22 protein-coding genes are annotated in these 20228 nt (G+C 45.8%); 18 read left to right on the forward strand and 4 right to left on the reverse strand.

Going from position 1 to position 20228, the window contains the following annotated elements; all coding sequences use genetic code 11:
- Nucleotides 1–216: 216 nt before the first annotated feature.
- From ACFO4O_RS00340 to envZ, 3 genes are all read left to right on the forward strand, one after another.
- Nucleotides 217–1119, forward strand: a complete 903-nt coding sequence (locus tag ACFO4O_RS00340; RefSeq protein WP_382405202.1) for a phosphoribulokinase — start codon at nucleotides 217–219, stop codon at nucleotides 1117–1119.
- A gap of 92 nt (nucleotides 1120–1211) precedes the next feature.
- Nucleotides 1212–1934 (forward strand): osmolarity response regulator transcription factor OmpR, encoded by a 723-nt coding sequence (ompR, locus tag ACFO4O_RS00345; protein WP_382405203.1) that lies wholly within the window; start codon nucleotides 1212–1214, stop codon nucleotides 1932–1934.
- Nucleotides 1935–1945: 11 nt separating this feature from the next.
- Nucleotides 1946–3259, forward strand: coding sequence for a two-component system sensor histidine kinase EnvZ (envZ, locus tag ACFO4O_RS00350; protein ID WP_382405205.1), 1314 nt, complete (start codon nucleotides 1946–1948; stop codon nucleotides 3257–3259).
- A 162-nt stretch (nucleotides 3260–3421) separates the two neighbouring features.
- Here the strand turns inward: envZ and hslO are convergent, their stop codons facing one another.
- Entirely contained in the window at nucleotides 3422–4336 is a 915-nt protein-coding gene (hslO, locus tag ACFO4O_RS00355) for an Hsp33 family molecular chaperone HslO (protein ID WP_382405207.1), read from the reverse strand.
- 10 nt (nucleotides 4337–4346) lie between these two features.
- A complete protein-coding gene (locus ACFO4O_RS00360) occupies nucleotides 4347–4781 on the reverse strand; it encodes an RNA-binding S4 domain-containing protein (protein WP_382405209.1) in 435 nt (144 codons plus the stop codon).
- 222 nt (nucleotides 4782–5003) lie between these two features.
- On the opposite strand from ACFO4O_RS00360, the gene gspC reads away from it, so the two are divergent.
- The 12 genes from gspC (at nucleotide 5004) to ACFO4O_RS00420 (ending at nucleotide 16780) form a co-directional block, all read left to right on the forward strand.
- Entirely contained in the window at nucleotides 5004–5948 is a 945-nt protein-coding gene (gene gspC / locus ACFO4O_RS00365; RefSeq protein WP_382405210.1) for a type II secretion system protein GspC, read from the forward strand.
- Between the two features lie 30 nt (nucleotides 5949–5978).
- Nucleotides 5979–8021, forward strand: a complete 2043-nt coding sequence (gspD, locus tag ACFO4O_RS00370; protein WP_382405478.1) for a type II secretion system secretin GspD — start codon at nucleotides 5979–5981, stop codon at nucleotides 8019–8021.
- A gap of 2 nt (nucleotides 8022–8023) precedes the next feature.
- A complete protein-coding gene (gene gspE, locus ACFO4O_RS00375) occupies nucleotides 8024–9616 on the forward strand; it encodes a type II secretion system ATPase GspE (protein WP_382405211.1) in 1593 nt (530 codons plus the stop codon).
- Nucleotides 9616–10833, forward strand: a complete 1218-nt coding sequence (gspF, locus tag ACFO4O_RS00380; RefSeq protein ID WP_382405213.1) for a type II secretion system inner membrane protein GspF — start codon at nucleotides 9616–9618, stop codon at nucleotides 10831–10833. Before gspE ends, gspF begins: the two co-directional genes overlap by 1 nt.
- Nucleotides 10834–10847: 14 nt before the next feature.
- Nucleotides 10848–11303, forward strand: a complete 456-nt coding sequence (gene gspG, locus ACFO4O_RS00385) for a type II secretion system major pseudopilin GspG (RefSeq protein ID WP_382405214.1) — start codon at nucleotides 10848–10850, stop codon at nucleotides 11301–11303.
- Between the two features lie 26 nt (nucleotides 11304–11329).
- Complete coding sequence (gene gspH, locus ACFO4O_RS00390) at nucleotides 11330–11941, forward strand: type II secretion system minor pseudopilin GspH (RefSeq protein WP_382405215.1); 612 nt, start codon at nucleotides 11330–11332, stop codon at nucleotides 11939–11941.
- Entirely contained in the window at nucleotides 11938–12336 is a 399-nt protein-coding gene (gene gspI, locus ACFO4O_RS00395; RefSeq protein ID WP_382405217.1) for a type II secretion system minor pseudopilin GspI, read from the forward strand. The genes gspH and gspI overlap by 4 nt, the downstream gene beginning before the upstream one ends.
- A gap of 3 nt (nucleotides 12337–12339) precedes the next feature.
- On the forward strand, nucleotides 12340–13122 hold the full coding sequence (gspJ, locus tag ACFO4O_RS00400) for a type II secretion system minor pseudopilin GspJ (protein ID WP_382405218.1): 783 nt from the start codon (nucleotides 12340–12342) through the stop codon (nucleotides 13120–13122).
- Nucleotides 13122–14225, forward strand: a complete 1104-nt coding sequence (gene gspK, locus ACFO4O_RS00405; protein WP_382405219.1) for a type II secretion system minor pseudopilin GspK — start codon at nucleotides 13122–13124, stop codon at nucleotides 14223–14225. Before gspJ ends, gspK begins: the two co-directional genes overlap by 1 nt.
- A gap of 92 nt (nucleotides 14226–14317) precedes the next feature.
- Nucleotides 14318–15505, forward strand: coding sequence for a type II secretion system protein GspL (gene gspL / locus ACFO4O_RS00410; protein ID WP_382405221.1), 1188 nt, complete (start codon nucleotides 14318–14320; stop codon nucleotides 15503–15505).
- Between the two features lie 29 nt (nucleotides 15506–15534).
- A complete protein-coding gene (gene gspM / locus ACFO4O_RS00415) occupies nucleotides 15535–16011 on the forward strand; it encodes a type II secretion system protein GspM (RefSeq protein ID WP_382405223.1) in 477 nt (158 codons plus the stop codon).
- Between the two features lie 13 nt (nucleotides 16012–16024).
- Nucleotides 16025–16780 carry a type II secretion system protein N gene (locus tag ACFO4O_RS00420; RefSeq protein ID WP_382405224.1) on the forward strand — a complete coding sequence of 252 codons (756 nt, stop codon included), beginning with the start codon at nucleotides 16025–16027 and terminating at the stop codon, nucleotides 16778–16780.
- A 77-nt stretch (nucleotides 16781–16857) separates the two neighbouring features.
- On the opposite strand, the gene yjjX is transcribed toward ACFO4O_RS00420, so the two are convergent.
- Both yjjX and yrfG read right to left on the reverse strand, forming a co-directional pair.
- On the reverse strand, nucleotides 16858–17382 hold the full coding sequence (gene yjjX, locus ACFO4O_RS00425) for an inosine/xanthosine triphosphatase (protein WP_382405225.1): 525 nt from the start codon (nucleotides 17380–17382) through the stop codon (nucleotides 16858–16860).
- A 4-nt stretch (nucleotides 17383–17386) separates the two neighbouring features.
- Nucleotides 17387–18082 (reverse strand): GMP/IMP nucleotidase, encoded by a 696-nt coding sequence (gene yrfG, locus ACFO4O_RS00430; RefSeq protein WP_382405226.1) that lies wholly within the window; start codon nucleotides 18080–18082, stop codon nucleotides 17387–17389.
- Between the two features lie 61 nt (nucleotides 18083–18143).
- On the opposite strand from yrfG, the gene nudE reads away from it, so the two are divergent.
- Genes nudE through ACFO4O_RS00445 form a run of 3 tightly spaced genes read left to right on the forward strand, consistent with a single transcriptional unit; the run spans nucleotide 18144 to nucleotide 20169 of the window.
- Nucleotides 18144–18707, forward strand: coding sequence for an ADP compounds hydrolase NudE (gene nudE / locus ACFO4O_RS00435; RefSeq protein ID WP_382405227.1), 564 nt, complete (start codon nucleotides 18144–18146; stop codon nucleotides 18705–18707).
- Nucleotides 18704–19525, forward strand: coding sequence for a 3'(2'),5'-bisphosphate nucleotidase CysQ (cysQ, locus tag ACFO4O_RS00440; RefSeq protein ID WP_382405228.1), 822 nt, complete (start codon nucleotides 18704–18706; stop codon nucleotides 19523–19525). The genes nudE and cysQ overlap by 4 nt, the downstream gene beginning before the upstream one ends.
- Nucleotides 19526–19578: 53 nt before the next feature.
- Nucleotides 19579–20169, forward strand: coding sequence for a YceI family protein (locus ACFO4O_RS00445; RefSeq protein ID WP_382405229.1), 591 nt, complete (start codon nucleotides 19579–19581; stop codon nucleotides 20167–20169).
- Nucleotides 20170–20228: the final 59 nt, after the last annotated feature.

Genomic DNA, 20228 nt, shown 5'->3' on the forward strand with positions numbered 1-20228 from the left:
ATTCGGAAATCTGAACCGATTCCGCTCGCTCCATTTTCACCATAACACAGCTAGACAATTGCGCATGTGCGTAAAAATTCCGTTGAGTGTCCCCGAGAAAACACGTTGAGTGTCCCTGTGAAAACTTCTTCACAAAACAGGCGAGACCATAAAAATGCCTTGACCCCAGTTGCCCACTTGCATATAAAAGGGCAACGCTCATCAATTTGCAGTGATATGTCAGTCAAACATCCCATTATCGCAATAACCGGTAGCTCTGGAGCCGGCACAACCACAACGACCAATGCTATTAGGCATATTTTTCGGAATTTAGAAATAAATGCTGCAAGCGTAGGTGGTGACAGCTTTCATCGCTTTACACGACCGGAGATGGAGGTTGAAATTCGCAAGGCACAAGAACAAGGTAAACACATTAGTTATTTTGGGCCTAAAGCTAATGACTTTGAACTGTTAGAAGCGCTCTTTAAGCAATACGGTGAAGCAGGGAATGGTCAATTCAGACAATATCTTCACACTTTTGACGAAGCAGTTCCCTTCAATCAAATGCCTGGCACATTTACGCCATGGCAAGAGCTGCCTGAAAGTACAGATTTATTGTTTTACGAAGGCTTGCATGGTGGGGTACGCACCGAAGACACTGACGTTGCATCGTATGTCGACCTGTTAGTGGGTATGGTGCCCATCGTAAACTTAGAGTGGATTCAGAAAATTGTGCGAGACACCACCGACCGTGGTCATTCCAGGGACGCTGTGATGAGCAGTATTGTAAGAAGCTTAGACGACTATTTTCATTACATTACACCTCAGTTTTCACGCACGCATATTAACTTTCAGCGTGTGCCTACCGTTGATACTTCAAATCCTTTTAGCGCCCGTGAAATTCCCTCACAAGATGAAAGTTTTGTCGTAGTGCGCTTTCGACGCGAAATGAAAAACGTCAATTTCACGTACCTACTGCAAATGATTGATGGTGCTTTTATGTCTAGAGTCAATACGATTGTGGTGCCAGGCGGGAAGATGGGGCTCGCGATGGAACTTATACTGACGCCATTGATTGAAGAGCTCATTGATAAAAAACGTCGGGCGGGATATCAGATGGATTGGGTTGCCGACAACTAGATTTAACCTTGTAACAATATGAAACACTTGCATTATTGGCTTGCTGACATCGCTAGGGTATAGTTTTCGAAAAAATAGGAAGGGATTGTCTGATGGGCCAAGAAACCACTAAGATTTTAGTTGTCGATGACGATATGCGGCTTCGTGCCTTGCTAGAGAGATATCTCGTCGAGCAAGGTTATCAGGTGCGTGCCGCAGCTAATGCTGAACAGATGGACCGTTTGCTAGCTCGTGAGAATTTTCATCTCATCGTGCTCGATTTAATGCTCCCCGACGAAGACGGCCTATCAATATGTCGTCGATTACGCCAACAAAAAAATGAAATCCCCATCATTATGCTCACCGCAAAAGGTGATGAAGTCGACCGGATTATCGGATTAGAAATGGGGGCTGACGACTATTTACCCAAACCATTTAACCCCAGAGAGTTGCTTGCTCGCGCTAAAGCGGTGCTAAGACGCAAAACAAATGAAGCGCCAGGCGCCCCCTCTCAATCTGAGCATAGCGTTTCTTTTGGTCGATTTACCTTGAACCTAGCAACTCGAGCGATGACAGATAATGGTGAACCTATCACCTTAACGAGCGGAGAGTTTGCAGTGCTTAAGTCTTTGGTTTCTCATCCGAGGGAACCGCTGTCTCGAGACAAGCTTATGAATTTGGCTCGCGGCAGAGATTACAGCGCAATGGAACGCAGTATCGACGTGCAGGTTTCTCGCTTAAGAAGAATGCTAGAGGCAGACCCAGCTAATCCACGGTATATACAAACCGTGTGGGGCCTTGGATACGTATTTGTTCCCGATGGTGAAGGGACCTAACGCTTAACGCAATGCGCTTATTACCTAAGAGCACATTTTCACAAACCATTGTCCTTATCGGATTGCTGTTATTTGTTAATCAAGTAGTTTCATATCTGTCTATTGCTCATTACTTTATCAGTCCCAGTTACAACCAAATCAACACATTAGTTTCAAACCAAGTCGCAACGCTGTTTGTTAGCGACATTACCACCTTTTCCCAATCCGAAAAACGGCGCTTATTTGAACGCACGGGCATTCGTTTTCATGACGAAGTCAGTGCAATGCATGCTGGATTATCAGAAGCAACATATTATGCATTTATGGCGCAAAGCGTTAGCGAAAAACTAGGAACTGATACCGAGGTACGAATCAAAACCGGTTCTGATTACATGATTTGGATACGTCCGTCACCGACCTCCGATATTTGGATATCAATTCCGTTAGTTGGGATTGGCGAAGAAGAGCTATCGCCGCTGACCATGTACTTTATTGTCATTGGCGGTTTGAGTGTCCTCGGTGGTTGGTTATTTGTAAGACGTTTAAATAAACCACTGCAAGCGCTTCAGCGCGCGGCAAAGGAAGTAGGAAGAGGCCAATTTCCCGAAGCTTTGCCATTGGAAGGCAGCACCGAAATTATCTCTGTCACGACAGCGTTTAATCATATGTCTTCAAATATAAAACAATTAGAGAGTGACCGTATACTGATGACTGCCGGTATATCCCATGATTTGCGCACACCGCTCACGCGTATTCGTTTAGCAAGCGAAATGCTTCCAGACGATCAAGAGTGGATAAAACAAGGAATTGAGCACGATATTGAAGATATGAACGAAATTATCAATCAATTTATTGATTATGCACGCCAAGATCAGCAAGAACAGTTTGAGATGATAAACATCAATGAGTTAATTGAAGAACTTGTGATGGCTCACAACATCGAGGACACTCATCGCATTAAACTTTGTCTGCAAGAGGTTCCACCTATTCGATTGCGCGTTATTGGGATCAAGCGCGTGCTGGAAAATTTAATAGAAAACGCCTTTCGGTATGGCAGTCAAAACATAGAAGTAATGACTCATTTTGAACCCAAAACGGTTTCTGTTTTTTGTGGCGTAAGAGATTACGGCAAAGGCATTGAGGACACCCAAATTGAAAAACTATTTAATCCCTTTGTTCAAGGCGATAAAGCAAGAGGCACGCAAGGTTCCGGACTCGGACTGGCGATAACGAAACGAATTATTGAAAGTCACGGAGGACAGATGGCATTTTATAACCACAAAAACGGTGGACTAGTCGCTGGCTTTTCGCTCAAGCTGCACTACAAACCCTATCGAATGAAATAAGTAACTAGATAAGCGAAAGTAAGCAAAAGAAACATAAGGGCGCCGGAACAAAAGGACACCCAACAAAGCACATTGGCCTCGATACAAGCCATATTTATTTATCGCTGTAGTTGAGTGTCCTCAAAAATCCCGCAAAAAAGATCCCAGCATCTCATGTCAAATCTAATGTTTGAGTGTCCTCTCATCTATCCTCCCATCTGAGTTAAACGCATCAAAGTTATCGTTGTGTATATTTTCAATATCGACTGCGTCAAACACATACTGCTGATGACAAAATTGGCAGTCCATTTTAATATCGCCATCTTCGTCAATCATCGTGAGTAATTCAGTTTTTGCGACATTCTGAAGAGCTTGTGCACTGCGAGCTTTAGAACAGTCGCATTCAAACAAAACATCTTGCGTTTCAAAGAGTCGGATGTCCTCTTCGTTGAACAATCGGTGTATCAATACTTCAGGATTAAGTTCTAGCAACTCGTTTGACTTAGTAGTGTCTGCAAACATCGCTAGATGCTCAAAGTCCTTATTGTCTCCACCTTGATATGTTTCACTAGTTGGGGGCACAATCTGCAGGAGCATACCTGCAGCCTTAGGTGCACTGTCTAAACTAGTAGCAAGATACACTTTGGTAAGCAGCTGTTCTGATTGCAAAAAATAATTTTCCAAGCAAGCCGCTAAGCTATCCTTATCTAACGCAACCACGCCTTGGTATCTCTCTTTATCCTTTGGCGCAAGCGTAATGGCTAAAACACCTTTTTTAAACAGCGAAGAAAATTCTGTTGGCAATTCTTGCAAACCTTCGTCCCAGCGAGCAACACCCCGCAGTCTTTGGTCATGAGTCCCGTTAATCACCGCATATTTAACTGCACCCTCGCTCTGAATCTGCAGCGATACTTCACCTTTAAATTTTAATGTGGCGGTCAGCAAACTTGCTGCAGCCATTAGTTCACCTAGCAATTGAGCTATGGGCTTGGGATAGTGATAAGACTCAAGCACTGATTGATAGCTGCCTTGTAACTGAACGACCTCACCTCTAACAGCTCTGTCTTCGAATAAAAATCGCGTTAATTTATCGTTCATTTGATACCTTTTATTGATTCTTGAATTTAATGATTTGTCGTCGCTGCTTTTTATCAGGGCGACTATCAGGTCTTGGACTATGAAAAACGCTTAATTTTCTTGCTTCTGCGTTTCGAGCGCGTTGCAAAAGGCTTTCTTCAGTTTCGCAATAGAACTCGCTAGCCAACGCTGCAGATACCCTTTTGTCCGAAAGATGCCGAACCGTTACCGTTTTTGTATCAAATCCTGCCGGAATTTTAAGCTCGGCTCCTATCTCTACTAAACGACTCGGTTTTGTTCTTTGACCGTTATACGTGATCTTACCGGCCTGAATCAAATCTCTGGCAATAGAGCGAGTTTTGCAAAATCTCGCGGCCCAAACCCACTTATCGAGACGAATGGAGGTTTCATTCTCAGAAGTGGTGTTTGAGTGTCCTCGCTTTTTTTCAGCTTCTCGCTTTTTCACGTTGAGTGTCCTCGTTCTGTTTCTCGTTCTGCGCTCGTATTTCGATTATTTCTCACGGCCAAAATGACTTCGTCATTTTTTATGCACTTTTATCGCCTATTAAGGTCAATATTATGTAAAAATTATGTCGCAAATGATCTTGGCTATTGTTCATCACCATCACACTAGCTATGATTGGTGTCCTATTATTTTGGCATCAAAGCGCTACCCAAACGAGAAGTAATGACAATCGACAAGCTCAACCTAACGCCCATTGCTCAATTCTATCAACAAAATGACAAAAAAATCATTTTGGCGGTGGTGGTGGTTCTGGCGCTTTACCTCATCGCGTTTGCTGCCCAACTCACATGGCAGTTAATGCCGCGTCCCGAGTCAAGCACCAGCCAATATCAAGCAAGCTCACAGCAAACCAGCAATGTGAGGGCGAATGATAGCAAAACCAACCTTACCCGATTGTTAAAGCTCAATTTGTTTGGCGACGCTGCAGCAAAGCCGCAAGCCCCCGTGCAACAAGATGTAACAGACGCACCTGAAACCAAACTGAATTTGATACTGTCAGGAGTGGTATCCTCCCCGTCTCCGGACGTGGGCGCTGCGGTTATTGAATACCGCAACAGCCAAAACACTTACGGCATAGGCGATAAAATTGAAGGCACTCAGGTTACGCTTGATGAAATTTATGAAGACCGCGTTATTATAAAGAATCGAGTGACCCGTGAAACCCTTATGCTCGAAGGAATCGATTTTGAAGAGGCCAATCGTTTACGCGAGCAAAATCAACCAATAGAGACCGCTGAGAACGACGCTCGTGGCCGTCGACAACCTGAACCACAAATAGGTCCACAGCCCAGTGAGCAAGCGGCTCGTATCCGCCAACAATTAATTGAAGAGCCTGCAAATTTTGCGGACTTTATTCGATTAAGTCCATACGTTGAAGACGGCATGCCTATTGGTTATAAGGTGTCTGCGGGTAAAGACCCCAGCCTGTTCAGAGAAGTCGGATTACAAGAGGGTGATGTAGTCATTGAGCTAAATGGTTATGATTTATCCGACACAGCACAAGCTCTCGAAGCGGTTACTTTATTAAACGATGCGCAAAGTCTCGACATCGAAGTATTGCGAAACGATGAGTTCATCTCATTAAATTTAGAAATTCCAAGGGATTAAGACAATGAAGGTAGTTTGGTTATGAGATTGATGAAATCTTACCAACGTATGGTATCCATCGTTTCGCTCTCGCTTGCTGTACTTTTAGGCAGCCTAAGCGTCTCGAGCATGAGTATCGCCGCAGAATATCAACCTAATTTCAAAAACACAGAAATTACTGAGTTCATTAATATTGTAGGTAAAAATCTAAAACGTACCATCATCGTTGACCCCAATGTGCGAGGCAAAATCAGCGTTCGCAGCTATGACCTGCTCGATGAGCAGCAATATTACCAATTTTTCTTGAACGTACTTCAAGTATACGATTTTGCAGTAGTAGAAATGCCTAACGGCATTCTTAAAGTCGTGCGCTCAAAAGATGCTAAAGCGTCGAATATTCCGGTGGTAGAGGGCACCAGATTTGACGGTGACGAAATGATCACGCGGGTACTGCCTGTTTACAACGTTCCGGTAAGAGAGCTTGCGCCAATATTGCGCCAACTCAATGACCAACAAGGCGGCGGAAATGTGGTAAGTCACGACCCTAGTAACGTTATGATGCTCACCGGAAGAGCCGCTGTGGTAAATCGCTTAGTAGAAATTATTGAGCGTGTTGACCGTGCAGGCGATGAAGAAGTTGAAGTCATTAAATTAAGGTATGCAAGCGCCTCTGAAATGGTGCGAATCATCGACAGTATTAATAACTCTGCTGGCAAACAAGCCGCCGGCGGCAAATCAACACCTCGCATCGTAGCAGATGATCGCACCAACAGCGTGATTGTGAGTGGCGACGTAAAGGCGCGTCAACGCCTGATCAACCTTATCGAAAGAATGGACCAAGAGTTAGAAAGCAGTGGCAACACTCGTGTGATTTTTTTGAACTACGCCAAAGCAGAAGACCTCGTGAAAGTCTTGCAAGGTGTGAGCGCGTCGATTCAGTCAGAAGGACAGCCAGCGCAACAGGCGAGAAGAGGTGCCGGTGGAAATCGCGACGTTAGCATAGACGCGCACGAAGACAGTAACTCACTGGTAATTACCGCCGAACCCGACATGATGCGCTCTTTGGAAGATGTGATTCGCCAGCTCGACGTGCGCAGAGCACAAGTTCAGGTAGAAGCCATCATTGTAGAGGTATTTGAAGGTGATGGCGTCACCTTAGGCGTGCAGTGGGTTTCGGAAGAAGGCGGCGGCACGCAATTTGGCAACGGCGTCATTCCAGTGGGCAGCTTAGGCGTAGCCCTAAGAGAGGCGGAAGACACCACAATCACTGGCACAGCCATCGGTCCGAACGGTGATGTAGTGCCCACTACCCAAACTCAAGAGGGTAATTTAACACCGCTTGCCCAACTCTTAGGCGGGGCAAATGGCTTAATTGCGGGGGTCATTCAAAACGGATGGGGCGCTGTGGTTCAAGCGGTAAGTAACGACACCAATTCGAATATCTTAGCCACACCTCATTTAACGACCATGGACAATGAAGAAGCGTTTTTTATTGTTGGTCAAGAAGTGCCCATCATCACAGGGTCGAGCACAGGCGCGAACAATTCTAATCCTTTCCAAACCGTCGACCGCCAAGAAGTGGGTATTAAACTAAAAGTCACGCCTCAAATTAACGAAGGCGACGCTGTTCAAATGACGATTGAGCAAGAAGTATCAAGCGTCAGTGGCGCTACTGGTGTCGATATCTCCATCAATAAACGCGAAATCAAAACCACTGTTATCGTGGATGATGGCGGCACTATTGTGCTTGGAGGCTTAATAGACGAAGACGTTCAAGAAAGTGTCTCAAAAGTGCCTTTGCTAGGTGATATTCCTATTCTCGGACACTTATTTAAAACAACGACCACAAGTAAACGAAAACGTAATCTTATGGTCTTTCTAAAGCCCACCATCGTGCGCGATGGCGTGACCATGAATGAAATAAGCCACCGTAAATACAACTATATCCGAGCGCAGCAGCTTAATCGTCAGTCGCAGGGTGTCCCACTTATGCCAAATACGAGCGGTCCAGACCTTCCCGCTTGGGATGATAAGCTGACATTACCGCCTTCGTTTGAGCAATACATTCTTGAAAAAGATCAACGAGAAAATTAATCATGCAGGACAACAGCGCGCTACCAAATGATTCATCAGAATCTCAGACTTTTGAGTCTGAAGCGGTAGATTTGCAGCAGGCACAAATTGAAGCAAACACAGAAGTGATGCCAGATGACGACGAAATCATCGGCTCTCAGCTTCCCTTTGGGTTCGCAAAACGTCATAAAGCACTGCTAGGGCTAGATACCGAACCTGCCACCTTGTTTTACACCGAGTCCACAGCATTAAAAAGCATCGCTGAGGTAAGGCGCTATGTGGGTGCCTCATTGCAAATGAAGCTGTTAGAAGAAGATAACTTCGAGCAATTGTTAACCGATTCGTTCCAGCGTAACTCTTCTGATGCAAAACAGCTTATGGAAGATATTGGCAATGAGAGCGATTTGTTTGCTCTTGCAGAAGACCTGCCCGATACGGAAGACTTGCTTGATAATGAGGATGATGCACCGATTATCAAACTTATTAACGCGATGTTGGGTGAGGCGATTAAAGAAGGTGCGTCGGACATTCACATTGAAACTTTTGAAAATCAGTTAATAGTGCGCTTTAGGGTTGATGGCGTGCTGCGAGAGATACTGCGGCCAAATCGCAAAATGTCTTCAATGTTGGTATCTCGTATCAAAGTAATGTCAAAAATGGACATTGCGGAAAAGCGTGTTCCTCAAGACGGGCGCATTAGCCTTCGCATTGGCGGCAGAGCAGTTGATGTGAGGGTTTCTACTATGCCGTCGAGCCATGGCGAACGTGTGGTACTGCGCTTACTAGATAAGAATAATGCACGGCTAAATTTAGAAGACCTTGGCATGACGCTGCATAATCGACAACACTTCTCCAGCCTTATTCGTAAACCACATGGCATTATGTTGGTAACCGGCCCCACAGGTTCTGGTAAAAGTACCACACTTTACGCAGGCCTCAGTGAAATTAACTCTAAAGACCGAAACATACTTACTGTAGAAGACCCCATCGAATTTGACCTTGAGGGCATCGGGCAGACGCAGGTCAATCCAAAAGTGGACATGACTTTCGCAAGGGGGCTACGTGCTATCCTTCGCCAAGACCCTGACGTAGTGATGGTGGGGGAGATTCGCGATGTCGAAACCGCACAAATTGCTGTGCAAGCGAGTTTAACCGGACACTTGGTGCTATCAACGCTTCACACTAACACCGCTGCCGGCGCGATAACCCGACTCGAAGACATGGGCATAGAGCCGTTTCTACTCTCGTCGAGCTTGTTGTCTGTGCTGTCGCAAAGACTCGTTCGCACCCTCTGCTCCGAGTGCAAGACTGAACACACGCCGAGCGCAAAAGAGCGTGAAGTTCTTGGATTGTCGCATGACGACCCCTCACCTATTTACCAGCCTAAAGGTTGCGTTTCTTGCAACTATACTGGCTATCGTGGGCGTACTGGTATTCACGAACAGCTCATCGTCGATGACAAGGTTCGTGAAATGATGCACGACGGACGAGGCGAACAAGCCATTGAAAAATATATACGCCAAACCACTCCGTCAATTCGTCAAGACGGCCTCGATAAAGTGCTCAAAGGCATTACTTCGCTAGAAGAAGTACTCAGAGTGACGCGGGAAGAATAATGCCAGCGTTTGCATACAAGGCGCTCGATGCGCGAGGAAGAAATAAAAATGGCGTCCTAGAGGGCGACACTGCCAGACAGATTCGCCAGCAATTGCGTGAGAAGTCGCTGATACCGGTTGAGGTTGAACAAGTCGCTGAACAAAAAAACAGCGAAAGACAGTTTACTTTATTCTCGCCAAAAATATCCGCGTCTGATCTAGCCCTGCTCACTCGACAACTTGCTACTCTAATTGAAGCGTCTTTGCCCATTGAAGAGGCCCTGCTCGCAGTAGCGGAGCAGTGCGACAAGCCTAAACATAAAAATATGATGATGGCCGTGCGCAGCAAAGTGGTCGAAGGTCACGCGTTAGCAAAAGCGCTTGCGGATTTTCCCAGAGTATTTGACACGCTTTATCGCGCCATGGTTGCCGCAGGCGAACGCTCGGGGCACTTAGATACCGTACTCAGTCGCCTTGCTGACTATACTGAGAAGCGCCACGAAACATCTAGCCAAATAAATCAGGCACTGATATATCCCATTGTAATGATGCTTGTCGCCCTCGGCGTGGTGATAATGCTGCTGACGGTAGTTGTGCCGAGCATTGTTGAGCAATTCGACAAAATGGGCCAGGAGCTACCGCTGATGACTCGCATTTTGATTGCCATCAGTGATGCGCTGCAGGCATACGGCATTTTTGCTGGCATCGGGCTTTTAATCGTTGTTCTTCTTATCAATCGCTTGCTGCAAGTCCCGCGCATTCAATTAATGTGGCACAAGCGTCTACTTTTTTTGCCAGTAATTGGCAAACTAGTGCGCGGAACTAATACCGCACGTTTTGCTCAAACCTTAAGCATATTGTCAGCCAGTGCAGTGCCTTTACTTGAATCGATGCGAATAGCAGGCAACGTGCTTGAAAACAATCACCTGAAAAATTTAGTACAAGACGCCGCTGAAAAAGTGAAAGAAGGCAGCAGTTTACGTGCAGCGCTTGATAACACAAAAGTGTTTCCACCGATGATGATGCATATGATAGCCTCAGGTGAGCGTTCAGGAGAGTTACAAGGCATGCTAGCGCGCGCGGCAGATAATCAGGAGCGCGAACTGGCGTCGACCATTAACATCGCGTTGAAAATATTTGAACCTGTATTAATTGTGTCGATGGCGGCTATTGTCTTATTTATCGTGATGGCTATTTTAATGCCTATATTGGCACTAAACAATTTAGTAGGTACTTAACAAGGAATCTCAACATGAAAGCATTTAGGAGCCTAACGCTAGGCAAACATAAGGCGCAGGGCTTTACCTTAATTGAGGTAATGATAGTAATTTTCATCATCGGCATGATTGCGGCATTGGTGATACCAAACGTTGGCGGCAGTAAGTCTACCGCCGAGCTTAAAAAAGCAGCCATAGATATCCAGAATCTTGAAAATGCGCTTCAAATGTACAAGCTAAATGCCAATCGTTTCCCCACCACGGAACAAGGTTTAGAGGCCTTAGTATCCATTCCAAGCATTGAACCGATTCCTAAAAACTACCCTGAAGGCGGTATTATCAATCGCTTACCGCAGGACCCTTGGGGCGGTGATTATAAGTTGTTGAGCCCCGGAGAAATAAAGCCTGTCGAAATTTACTCGCTAGGCCCCGATGGAATAGAAGGTACGGAAGATGACATCGGTAGTTGGAACATTAACGAATATCTTTAAGCAAGTAGCGCAGGAGCGCCAAAGGCATGCGAACCCAAGGTAAGCATCAGGGCTTTACGCTGCTTGAATTGATTTTAGTCATAGCGGTAATTGGCTTAATTGTTTCAACCGTCACCTATAATGTGATTGGCCGCGACCCAAGCGATGAGGTAGAACAGGAGACCAGAAAACTACAGGTTCTCTTTGATATGGCCAGCGACTACGCGGTAATGAATCAACAGCAGTTGGGTCTTCGCATTGATGATGAAAAGATGGCGTATGAGTTTGTTGCCCTTAATGAAGAGCAGAAGTGGCGCCCTATTGAAGCCCAACCTATTTTTGCGTCCACCGAATTGCCCGAGTATGTTAGCGTTGAGCTCGTATTGGATGACCTACCTTGGAAGTCTCAAGATAGTTTGTTTGATACTACGGTGTTTGACGAGTCGCTCAGCGTGAGTAACGATGGCGTTGAAATAGGCAATGAGGAGGACATTGAGCCCCCGCCGCCACAAATCCTGTTATTGTCGAGCGGCGAAATTACACCATTTGAGCTTCGATTAGTTTACGACGAACCCTTTGCACAAAACCCTCCGTTCTTTTTCACACTGCAGGGCGAAGACGTACCGCCGCTCACACGCTTGGGGCCTGAGGACCTATGAGACCCTTAAGGTTGCGAGCTGGTTTCATCAAAAACGCGGGGTTTACCTTATTGGAGGTGCTGATTGCTGTCGCTATTTTCGCGCTAGCAGGAGCGGCTGTTGTTAAAGGTGCAGCCGAACATCTTAATTCGGTCGGCATGCTTAAAAACTTAACCTTTGCAACCTATGTCGCAAACAATCAACTTACCGAGGCCAGTATGCGAGCCAAGGTTACATGGCCACCAAAAAACAATCTCAAAGGTGAATCTGAAATGGCGCAACGCACTTGGTATTGGGAGCAGCAGGTGCTTAAAACTGCAGATGAAGACCTTTTGCAAGTGTCGATTACGGTGTATGAAAATGAAGATTTTACGGGCTCAATCACCAGTGTCTCAACGTTTATGGCGAAGGACTAGTACATGGGTTTATTTGCTAGGGTTTGTAGATGGGGTTTGAGTGTCCTCGCTTTTATCTTCGTTGCCCGCGTTTGGCTTGTTAAAAAAGTTGAGTGTCCTCGCTTTTTTTCTCGCTTCTTTTATTTTTACCGTTCAAAAAGTTTGAGTGTCCTCGTTGCTGGCGCTGGCAGCAGGGGCAAGGCGAAGCACGCTGGCTTTACTTTAATTGAGCTTGTGGTTGCTGTAGCGATATTTTCTTTTGTGGCCCTTGCGGCTAATCAAGTACTAAGTAACGTCACATCAAGCAGTGAAATCTCAGATGCTGAACTATCAAACCTTCAAAGTTTGCAGCGCGCCATGCTTGTTATTGAACGCGACTTTCAACAAATCACCGATCGCGTGCCGCGTATTCAAGGCCAAGAAAACAAACTTGTCCTGAACGGCGGGGAATTTGAGTTTGAGAGTGATGCCGATGGTATCGCAATGGTCAGAAGCGGCTGGCATAACCCGCAAATGATGCTGCCAAGAAGTGAACTGCAAAATGTCGTTTATCGCATGCAAGAGGGGCAATTACAGCGCCTACACACTAACTTTGTAGATGCAGTCATTGGCACAGAACCGAAACTCAGGGTACTGCTGGACGACATTGAGGATTTTCAGGTCGAAGTCCTGCGAACGGTAAGCAGCAATGAAGAATTTGAATGGTCTGACACGATTGAAAGCACCGAACTACCGAAGGCGATTCAGATTACGATTACATCAACCCAGTTTGGTGAGTTAAGACGCGTGTTTCAGGTGAGTTTGTGATGCTAAAGCCTCATCTTTCATCAAAACCCAATGCTCATTCAGGTGTTGCATTAGTGGTGGTATTATTAATTGTTGCGCTTGTCAGCATACTTGCCACCCAAATGGTTAGCCGGCTACAGTTAAATGTTGTGCGGGCACAGAATATTAAAGACAATAACCAAGCGTATTGGTATGCCTTAGGTGCGGAGCAGTTTGCTCGTAAATCCCTAAGGGCTTTGGCAACCCTGAGCCCTGGCAACATAAACCTCAGCCAACCATGGGCGCAAACATTTGAATATCCGGTAGACGGTGGCAGTATCAAAGCTGAACTCATTGACATGCAGTCTTGCTTTAACTTAAATGCAATTAACTCAGTGCCGCCATCAGCAGGCGCAGGGAGTGCACCCGCAGCACCTGGCAACTCGTTGGTGACACCAGACAATACGCCCAATGCACCCACTCCTGTGGCTAATCCGTCGCCGGTTAGTCCAAGAAATGGCATAAATCGTTTGGCCAGCCAGCAAGCCTTTCACAACCTTTTAGATATTGTGATTGAAGATTCCTTTACGGTAGATACCCTTACCGACTCATTAATTGACTGGATTGATGAAGATGATAACCCCTCTAATTTTGGTGCCGAGGATCTTGACTATGAGTCCCTTCCTAATCCCTATTTAGCTGCAAATAGCCCGATGTCGAGCGCCAGTGAATTAAGACTAATCAACGGCATCAGTGAGGTCATTCAAAATCGCTGGCTCGACGATTTACTGCATTTAGTCTGCGTGCTGCCAGAGAGCACCCTAAAATTAAATGTAAATACCGTTACTGAAAAACAAGCCGCCGTCTTAGCTGCCCTTTTAGGCGACGATATCGATAATGCACAAACCATTATCTCAAACCGTTCACCCGAAGGGTTCAGTGATATAAATGATTTTAAAAACTTGCCTGGCGTCACGCAACTTGGATTAACTGCTGAACAATTAGATTGGTTTGCTATAGATACAAAATACTTTAAGCTTATCAGCACAACCACGTACAATGATGCTCGGTTTAGACTCAGCACCTTATTTCGCGTAGAAGACACTACCGTTACCGTTGTTCGACGTGAGTTTGGAGGCTATTGATTGAACTTTATTAGTTTGAAGCGTATTTTCTTGGTACTTTTTTCTTTTACAGCCAAGCGCCTAGCGACTACTCATTTGGAGACTATTAGCACGTGCAACGTTTAATTCTCAGATTCGGCAGCGATTTAAATGCCCCCTTACAGTGGTTGGTATTTAACGATGACGAGCAAGAAATTATTGCCTCTGGTGAGTTGAGCACTGCGCTAGAACTTGCCTCACTAAAAGAGCGTGCACAGAGTGCTGAGGTTATTGCTCTTGCGCCAGCATCAGAGATTTTATTAACTAGCGTGACGCTGCCCCCTAATGCGGGGCGTAAAATTCTAAACGCTATTCCCTTTATGTTAGAAGAAGAGATTTGCGGCGATATTAGTCAGCATTTTGTTGCATTAGGTAAACGGGAAGGCGAAAAACAGCAAGTTGCGGTAGTCGCAAAAACGAAGTTAGACATGTGGCAGCATGCCATGAACGATGCCGATATATTTTGCCAAACCCTCATTCCTGACGCTTTAACCTTACCTGTGAAAGAAAATGCCTATAGCCTTTTGCAAATTAACGACCAACTGATTGCTCGCTTTGACGAGCACAGTGCTCAGGAGGGTGAGATTGATTGGCTCTTGCCCATGGTTTTACAAAAAGCAAAGAATGCAGAAGTTTCCCTGGATTGCTATAGCGAGCTAACCGGTATTGATAGCACGAGCGAAGAGCTCACCTTTCACTATGACGATTTACCTTTGCAGCTTATGCTCAAAAATATTCAGGCCAGCAGTATTAATTTACTACAGGGCCCCTATGCTGTTAAACGCGCAGGCAATCCTCACTGGCAAAAATGGAAACTTGCCGCAGCGCTGGCGGCCATAGCACTCACCGTCAATTTAGTATCTAAAACGATTGAGCTAAACCAAATCAAGAGTGAGCGCGCCGAGCTAAATCAGCAGATTGCGGCCTCTATTGCCGAGGGTTTTCCAAACATTGGGCAATATCGTCAAGCGCGAATTGCTGTGCAAAATGAAATGAAACGCTTGGAACAAGGCGGGGGTGGCTTGAGTATGCTTGCCATCTTATCTCAGCTCACCGATGCGTTTTCTAACTCTGGTGTTACGCCGCAGACACTGCGTTTTGATGCCAGCCGCACTGAACTCAGAATGCAGTCGGTTGCCACTAACTTCGAATCGCTAGAGCGCTTTCGGCGCGACATCCAATCCCTTGGTTTTGAAGTAGACCAAGGAGCAATAAACAACCAAGGCGATAAAGTGGTTGGCGTCGTTATTGTAAGAGGCTAAACACACTATGATGATCAGTGAGATACTACATGCAAGCAGTTAAACAATGGTTTTTACAGCTATCTGAGCGGGAGAGAGTGCTCGTACTTGCGGCCAGTGGTGTAAGCCTTATCGTGCTTTTCTACTACCTTTTATGGGCACCTTTAAATAATGCATTGGACACTCAACATGCCGGCTTGGAGGCTGACCGAAAACTGCTGGTTTGGGTGCAAGAGCAGAGCAGCCGCGCAAAGCTTTTACAAAGCACAGGACAAGTCACGCGTTTCAGCGGCTCGTTAACTCAGCTTGTTAACCAAACTACTCGCAGCGCGAACATCTCGGTATCACGCCTACAGCCGCAAGATGATGAACTGCAAGTGTGGATTGACGAGGTTCCCTTTAATGCGCTCATGCAGTGGCTAGCAGACTTAGAGCAACGCGGCGTAGTAATTCTACAATCTGATTTTAGTGAAACCAATAAAGACGGACTGGTGCAGGTGCGCCGTTTGCAGTTAGGAAAGGGCTAAGGCAAATATGAGGATGAAAACATGGCATTGGATAGTGCTGGCCATTATCAGCTATATAGGCTTTTTAATTGCCTATTTACCTGCCGCCTATGTTGCAGATGTACTTCATGAACAAAGCAAGCAAGAGCTCAAACTCTCTGGCGTAAATGGCACTTTATTTAGCGGCAGTGCTTTGAGCCTCGATGCCTCAGGTTTTAGGGTCAACAATCTGACTTGGGAATTGAACCCATGGGCGCTTTTCCTGCTCAAGGCGAATATCGACATCAAAGGCGGCGCACTAAGAGACAGCGAACAACTCTATATTAGCGGCAAAGCATCAGTAAATTTATTGTCTACCAATACCTTTTCACTCGAGCAAACGCAGATGCTTGTGCCAGCCAAGTCTGTACTTTCGCAATTTAGACTTCCCATTGCTGTTACCGCTAACGGCCGCTTTCGCATTGATATAGATACGCTAGACATGACACCGCAGTGCACAGCATTACGCGGCAACGGTGCTTGGTTAAATGCAGAGGTAGACACCCCTCAGCAAGCAGTAAACCTTGGCAGTTTTGAGGCGAATTTAAGCTGTAGCGAGGGTAATTTGACCGTTGAAATCCTACCAGAGAATAGTCTTCAACTGAGCGCCAATATACTGGTAGATGCTGAGGGTAGATACGAGGCGAGCGGTCAATTTAAGCCGGATGACGCCTTACCAGAAGTCATTCAGCAAGCTGCTGACACCTTCTTTCGGGTCAATCAGCAGGGATTTTACTTAATTGAATTGTAGACTTAAGGTTCTGGCGGCGTAGGCAAGACCAAGGGTTTTACTTACCGCTGAGCACTAGCCACTACAAGCACTGGCCGCTAAGCCCCAAAAAGCTCAGGTTGGGCAAACACACTCAATGCCAGAATAGTTGCGCTTTCATACACCGAAGCGCGTGTTTGTAGGCCGCCAGTGAGCTGCCCAATCGCACCGCCTTTTTGCTTAATGTTGTGCGTGTTAAACAATATATCCATGGCGTCACCTAACTCCATCCCTTCAAGCAAATTTTCGTAAATACTCATAGGCAAGGGTAGCGTTGCCGTCTGCCCGTATACAATGCTTTCGCCGTTTGAAATACATATTACCGCAAAAGTTTTGGGACCATCTTCAAATACATCCACACCGCCTTCATAGGCAATATAGAAATCACCAGGCTGTGAGTAGGCATTGATAACGCGATTATGCGCACCCTCTCGAGTTTGTTCATAAGACATGGGTTGGTCTGGCACACCAGATGCAGCGTCGTAACTAATGAGTTCAACAGTATCGGCTGAAAACACCTGTGCAAATGCGGCTTTCGCTGCATTTAATTTAACCGGATTTTGCGATGCCACCACTATTTTCATTTGCCTACCTTTTGCTGCCACCCTGAAAATTATCGTCTATGATTGACTGCAGGATGTCGTGGTAATTATTGGTACTTGGATGCCCTTCAATAACATTTTCAGGCGCCTGGCTATCAGGATTACTGATACCCAAAGTATAAGCTATGCCAAACTCCTTTGCAGCGTCCAAAATCCGTTGGCTATCATCAACAAACAGAGTGTGCTTTGGATCAAAACCAAGGTGTGCCTGCAACTGCTGCCAAAGAGACTGTGACTCCTTAGTTACACCAAATTGATGCGTTGAAATAAGCGTGTCGATGTGGGTATCTAACTGTGTTTTTTCAACTTTAAGCGAAAGACTACCGGGATGCGCGTTCGTGACTAGCACCACTTCGCGTTGACTGCTGTGCAAGGCATCTAAAAACGGCAGCGCATCATCACGCATCCGAATAAGATGCATCAGTTCGCGCTTTGCTGCCATGATGTCAAGGTCGAGCTTTTCGGCCCAGTAATCTAAACAATACCATTGAATTTCCCCATACACTTGCTCATACGCTTCCTTCATGTGCGCTTGGCACTCAGCAAGAGGCTTGCCGCTCTTTTGCGCGAGCTTTTTGGGTATGTGCTCGACCCAAAACTGGGTATCAAAATGCAAATCTAGCAGCGTCCCGTCCATATCGAGCAATACCGTTTCTATATTATGCCAGGGTAACAGTGCCAATCTTTGTTCCTTATGCTAATGTTAAGCCTCTTGAAGCCTAAGTGTATCTTGTGTTGGTTGAATGAGTAAAATTAATCCGAATAAAATATTGCCTACCATCCATAAAACACAAACGATTGCAAAAAGTCGTTTTTTTAAGATAGAGCAAGTTGATTTAGAATTTAGCAACGGCGCCACGCGAGAATTTGAGCGCATGGGCGGCAGTGGACGCGGCGCTGTAATGATCATCCCCTTACTCAATCAAGACACGATGCTGCTGATTCGAGAATATGCTGCCGGTACGCATTCATATCAATTAGGCTTTCCAAAGGGCTTAATAGACCCAGGCGAAACGCCTGACGAAGCCGGCAATCGTGAACTTCAAGAAGAAGTTGGGTATAAGGCAGCCACAATAAAACCTTTGCGTAAACTCATGATGGCACCCACCTTTTTCGATGCCACAATGAATGTCTTAATTGCGCAAGATTTAACGCCATCGCGCTTAGAGGGGGATGAGCCAGAGCCCCTAGAAGTGGTTGAGTGGCCCATAAGCGCAGTCGACGAATTGCTCGCACGAGAAGATTTTACAGAAGCCCGCAGCGTAGCGGCTTTGCTCTTGCTACAGCGCTGGAGAGACCAATTATGATGTCCAAATCAATTGATGAATTGCTCGAAATAGCCAAAGACGTTGCGGTTCAGGCCGGCATTGAGGTGCTTGATATATATGATAAAGGCACGTTTGAAACCTATGAAAAGGACGACGAATCGCCGGTAACAAGCGCTGACTATCGCGCCAATGAAATCATCAGCGAAGTGTTATCGCGCCTCACCCCAAATATCCCTATTATGTCGGAAGAAACTGAAATTCCTCCCCTTGACCAGCGCCAAGCATGGACTCGATACTGGCTGATAGACCCTATTGATGGTACCCAAGAGTTTGTTGCTAGAAGCGGCGACTTTACGATTAATATCGCATTAATTGAGCGTCATCAGCCGGTGATAGGTGTGATTTATTGGCCCTGCGGTGAATCTTTATACTTTGCGAGTAAAGATAACGGGGCCTACAAGCGATGCTCGGCAGAAACCAAAGCTATTTCTGTGCGCCAGTTTGGCGTGCCCAGTGAAGATGTGGTGATGATTGCTATATCGCGAAGACAATCACGGGAGCGCGTTTTTGAGCGCTTATCTGACAAACGTAAATACCAAACGTTGCCCACCGGAAGTTGTTCGCTTAAGGCGTGCTTTATTGCCGAAGGTAAAGCCGATGTATTCATGCGCCTCGGCGTGACCGGAGAGTGGGATACTGGCGCATCGCAATGCATTATTAATGAAGCTGGGGGCCAAATTAAAGCGGCTACTTTTGATGAGCTTTCATACAATAAGCGTAAAGAAGTCACCAATCCAGATTTTGTCGTGTTAGGTGATCAACGCGTAGACTGGCGAAGTATAATTCAATACAAATAAACATTTGGTGCACATTTTCGTGCACACTCATTAAATAAAACGGACGATTCATCATGCGCACTTGTTCGAATTTAGGCAAAGCAATTCTGGTTACAGCGAGCTTGTTAACTGCAAACGCTGCGTTAGCTAATTTTACTTTGGATTCTCAAAGCAGTTCGGTTAATTTTTTATCGACTAAAAATGTCAATGTTACCGAAAGCCATACCTTCGATAGATTCTCAGGCACCGTCAGCGATGCGGGCGAACTTACGCTCGATGTAGATTTAACCTCAGTGAACACCATGATCCCCATTCGTAATAAACGTATGCAGAGCATGCTGTTTAAAGTCAGTGACATTGCGACAGCCACTTTTACCGCAAAGATAGACGAAGCGCTACTGGCTTTAGGTGCAGGTGAAACCGTGACAACAACAATAGAGGGGCAGTTGAGCATCAGTGGTACAACTAAACCAGTATCTTTCGATGTGAGGGTTACGGGCCTAAAAGACGGTCGATTAAGCGCCAGCACCACAAAACCAACCGTTCTTAGCGCGTCTAATTTTGGATTGGAAAGCGGCATAACAGCACTAAAAGAGGTGGCGATGCTGCAAAATATTTCTGACACTGTGCCGTTTTCATTTAGCGTAGTGTTTGAAAAAGACTAGGTACCATGAGCTCTGGATAAGAATCTGTAGCTTCTAGCCTTTACCTTCTAAGCAGAGCG

Origin of the sequence: Glaciecola siphonariae, assembly GCF_042652645.1 — a bacterium.
GTDB lineage: Bacteria > Pseudomonadota > Gammaproteobacteria > Enterobacterales > Alteromonadaceae > Glaciecola > Glaciecola siphonariae.

Bases quoted from the DNA above. Each gene is read 5' to 3' on its own strand.
- gspK (WP_382405219.1), top strand. From the start codon at position 13,122: ATGCTAAAGCCTCATCTTTCATCAAAACCCAATGCTCATTCAGGTGTT.
- gspH (WP_382405215.1), top strand. From the start codon at position 11,330: ATGCGAACCCAAGGTAAGCATCAGGGCTTTACGCTGCTTGAATTGATT.
- hslO (WP_382405207.1), bottom strand. From the start codon at position 4,336: ATGAACGATAAATTAACGCGATTTTTATTCGAAGACAGAGCTGTTAGA.
- gspF (WP_382405213.1), top strand. From the start codon at position 9,616: ATGCCAGCGTTTGCATACAAGGCGCTCGATGCGCGAGGAAGAAATAAA.
- gspJ (WP_382405218.1), top strand. From the start codon at position 12,340: ATGGGTTTATTTGCTAGGGTTTGTAGATGGGGTTTGAGTGTCCTCGCT.
- cysQ (WP_382405228.1), top strand. From the start codon at position 18,704: ATGATGTCCAAATCAATTGATGAATTGCTCGAAATAGCCAAAGACGTT.
- gspG (WP_382405214.1), top strand. From the start codon at position 10,848: ATGAAAGCATTTAGGAGCCTAACGCTAGGCAAACATAAGGCGCAGGGC.
- gspI (WP_382405217.1), top strand. From the start codon at position 11,938: ATGAGACCCTTAAGGTTGCGAGCTGGTTTCATCAAAAACGCGGGGTTT.
- nudE (WP_382405227.1), top strand. From the start codon at position 18,144: ATGAGTAAAATTAATCCGAATAAAATATTGCCTACCATCCATAAAACA.
- ompR (WP_382405203.1), top strand. From the start codon at position 1,212: ATGGGCCAAGAAACCACTAAGATTTTAGTTGTCGATGACGATATGCGG.
- yjjX (WP_382405225.1), bottom strand. From the start codon at position 17,382: ATGAAAATAGTGGTGGCATCGCAAAATCCGGTTAAATTAAATGCAGCG.
- ACFO4O_RS00420 (WP_382405224.1), top strand. From the start codon at position 16,025: ATGAAAACATGGCATTGGATAGTGCTGGCCATTATCAGCTATATAGGC.
- ACFO4O_RS00445 (WP_382405229.1), top strand. From the start codon at position 19,579: ATGCGCACTTGTTCGAATTTAGGCAAAGCAATTCTGGTTACAGCGAGC.
- envZ (WP_382405205.1), top strand. From the start codon at position 1,946: ATGCGCTTATTACCTAAGAGCACATTTTCACAAACCATTGTCCTTATC.
- gspD (WP_382405478.1), top strand. From the start codon at position 5,979: ATGAAATCTTACCAACGTATGGTATCCATCGTTTCGCTCTCGCTTGCT.
- ACFO4O_RS00340 (WP_382405202.1), top strand. From the start codon at position 217: ATGTCAGTCAAACATCCCATTATCGCAATAACCGGTAGCTCTGGAGCC.
- gspC (WP_382405210.1), top strand. From the start codon at position 5,004: ATGACAATCGACAAGCTCAACCTAACGCCCATTGCTCAATTCTATCAA.
- gspE (WP_382405211.1), top strand. From the start codon at position 8,024: ATGCAGGACAACAGCGCGCTACCAAATGATTCATCAGAATCTCAGACT.
- gspM (WP_382405223.1), top strand. From the start codon at position 15,535: ATGCAAGCAGTTAAACAATGGTTTTTACAGCTATCTGAGCGGGAGAGA.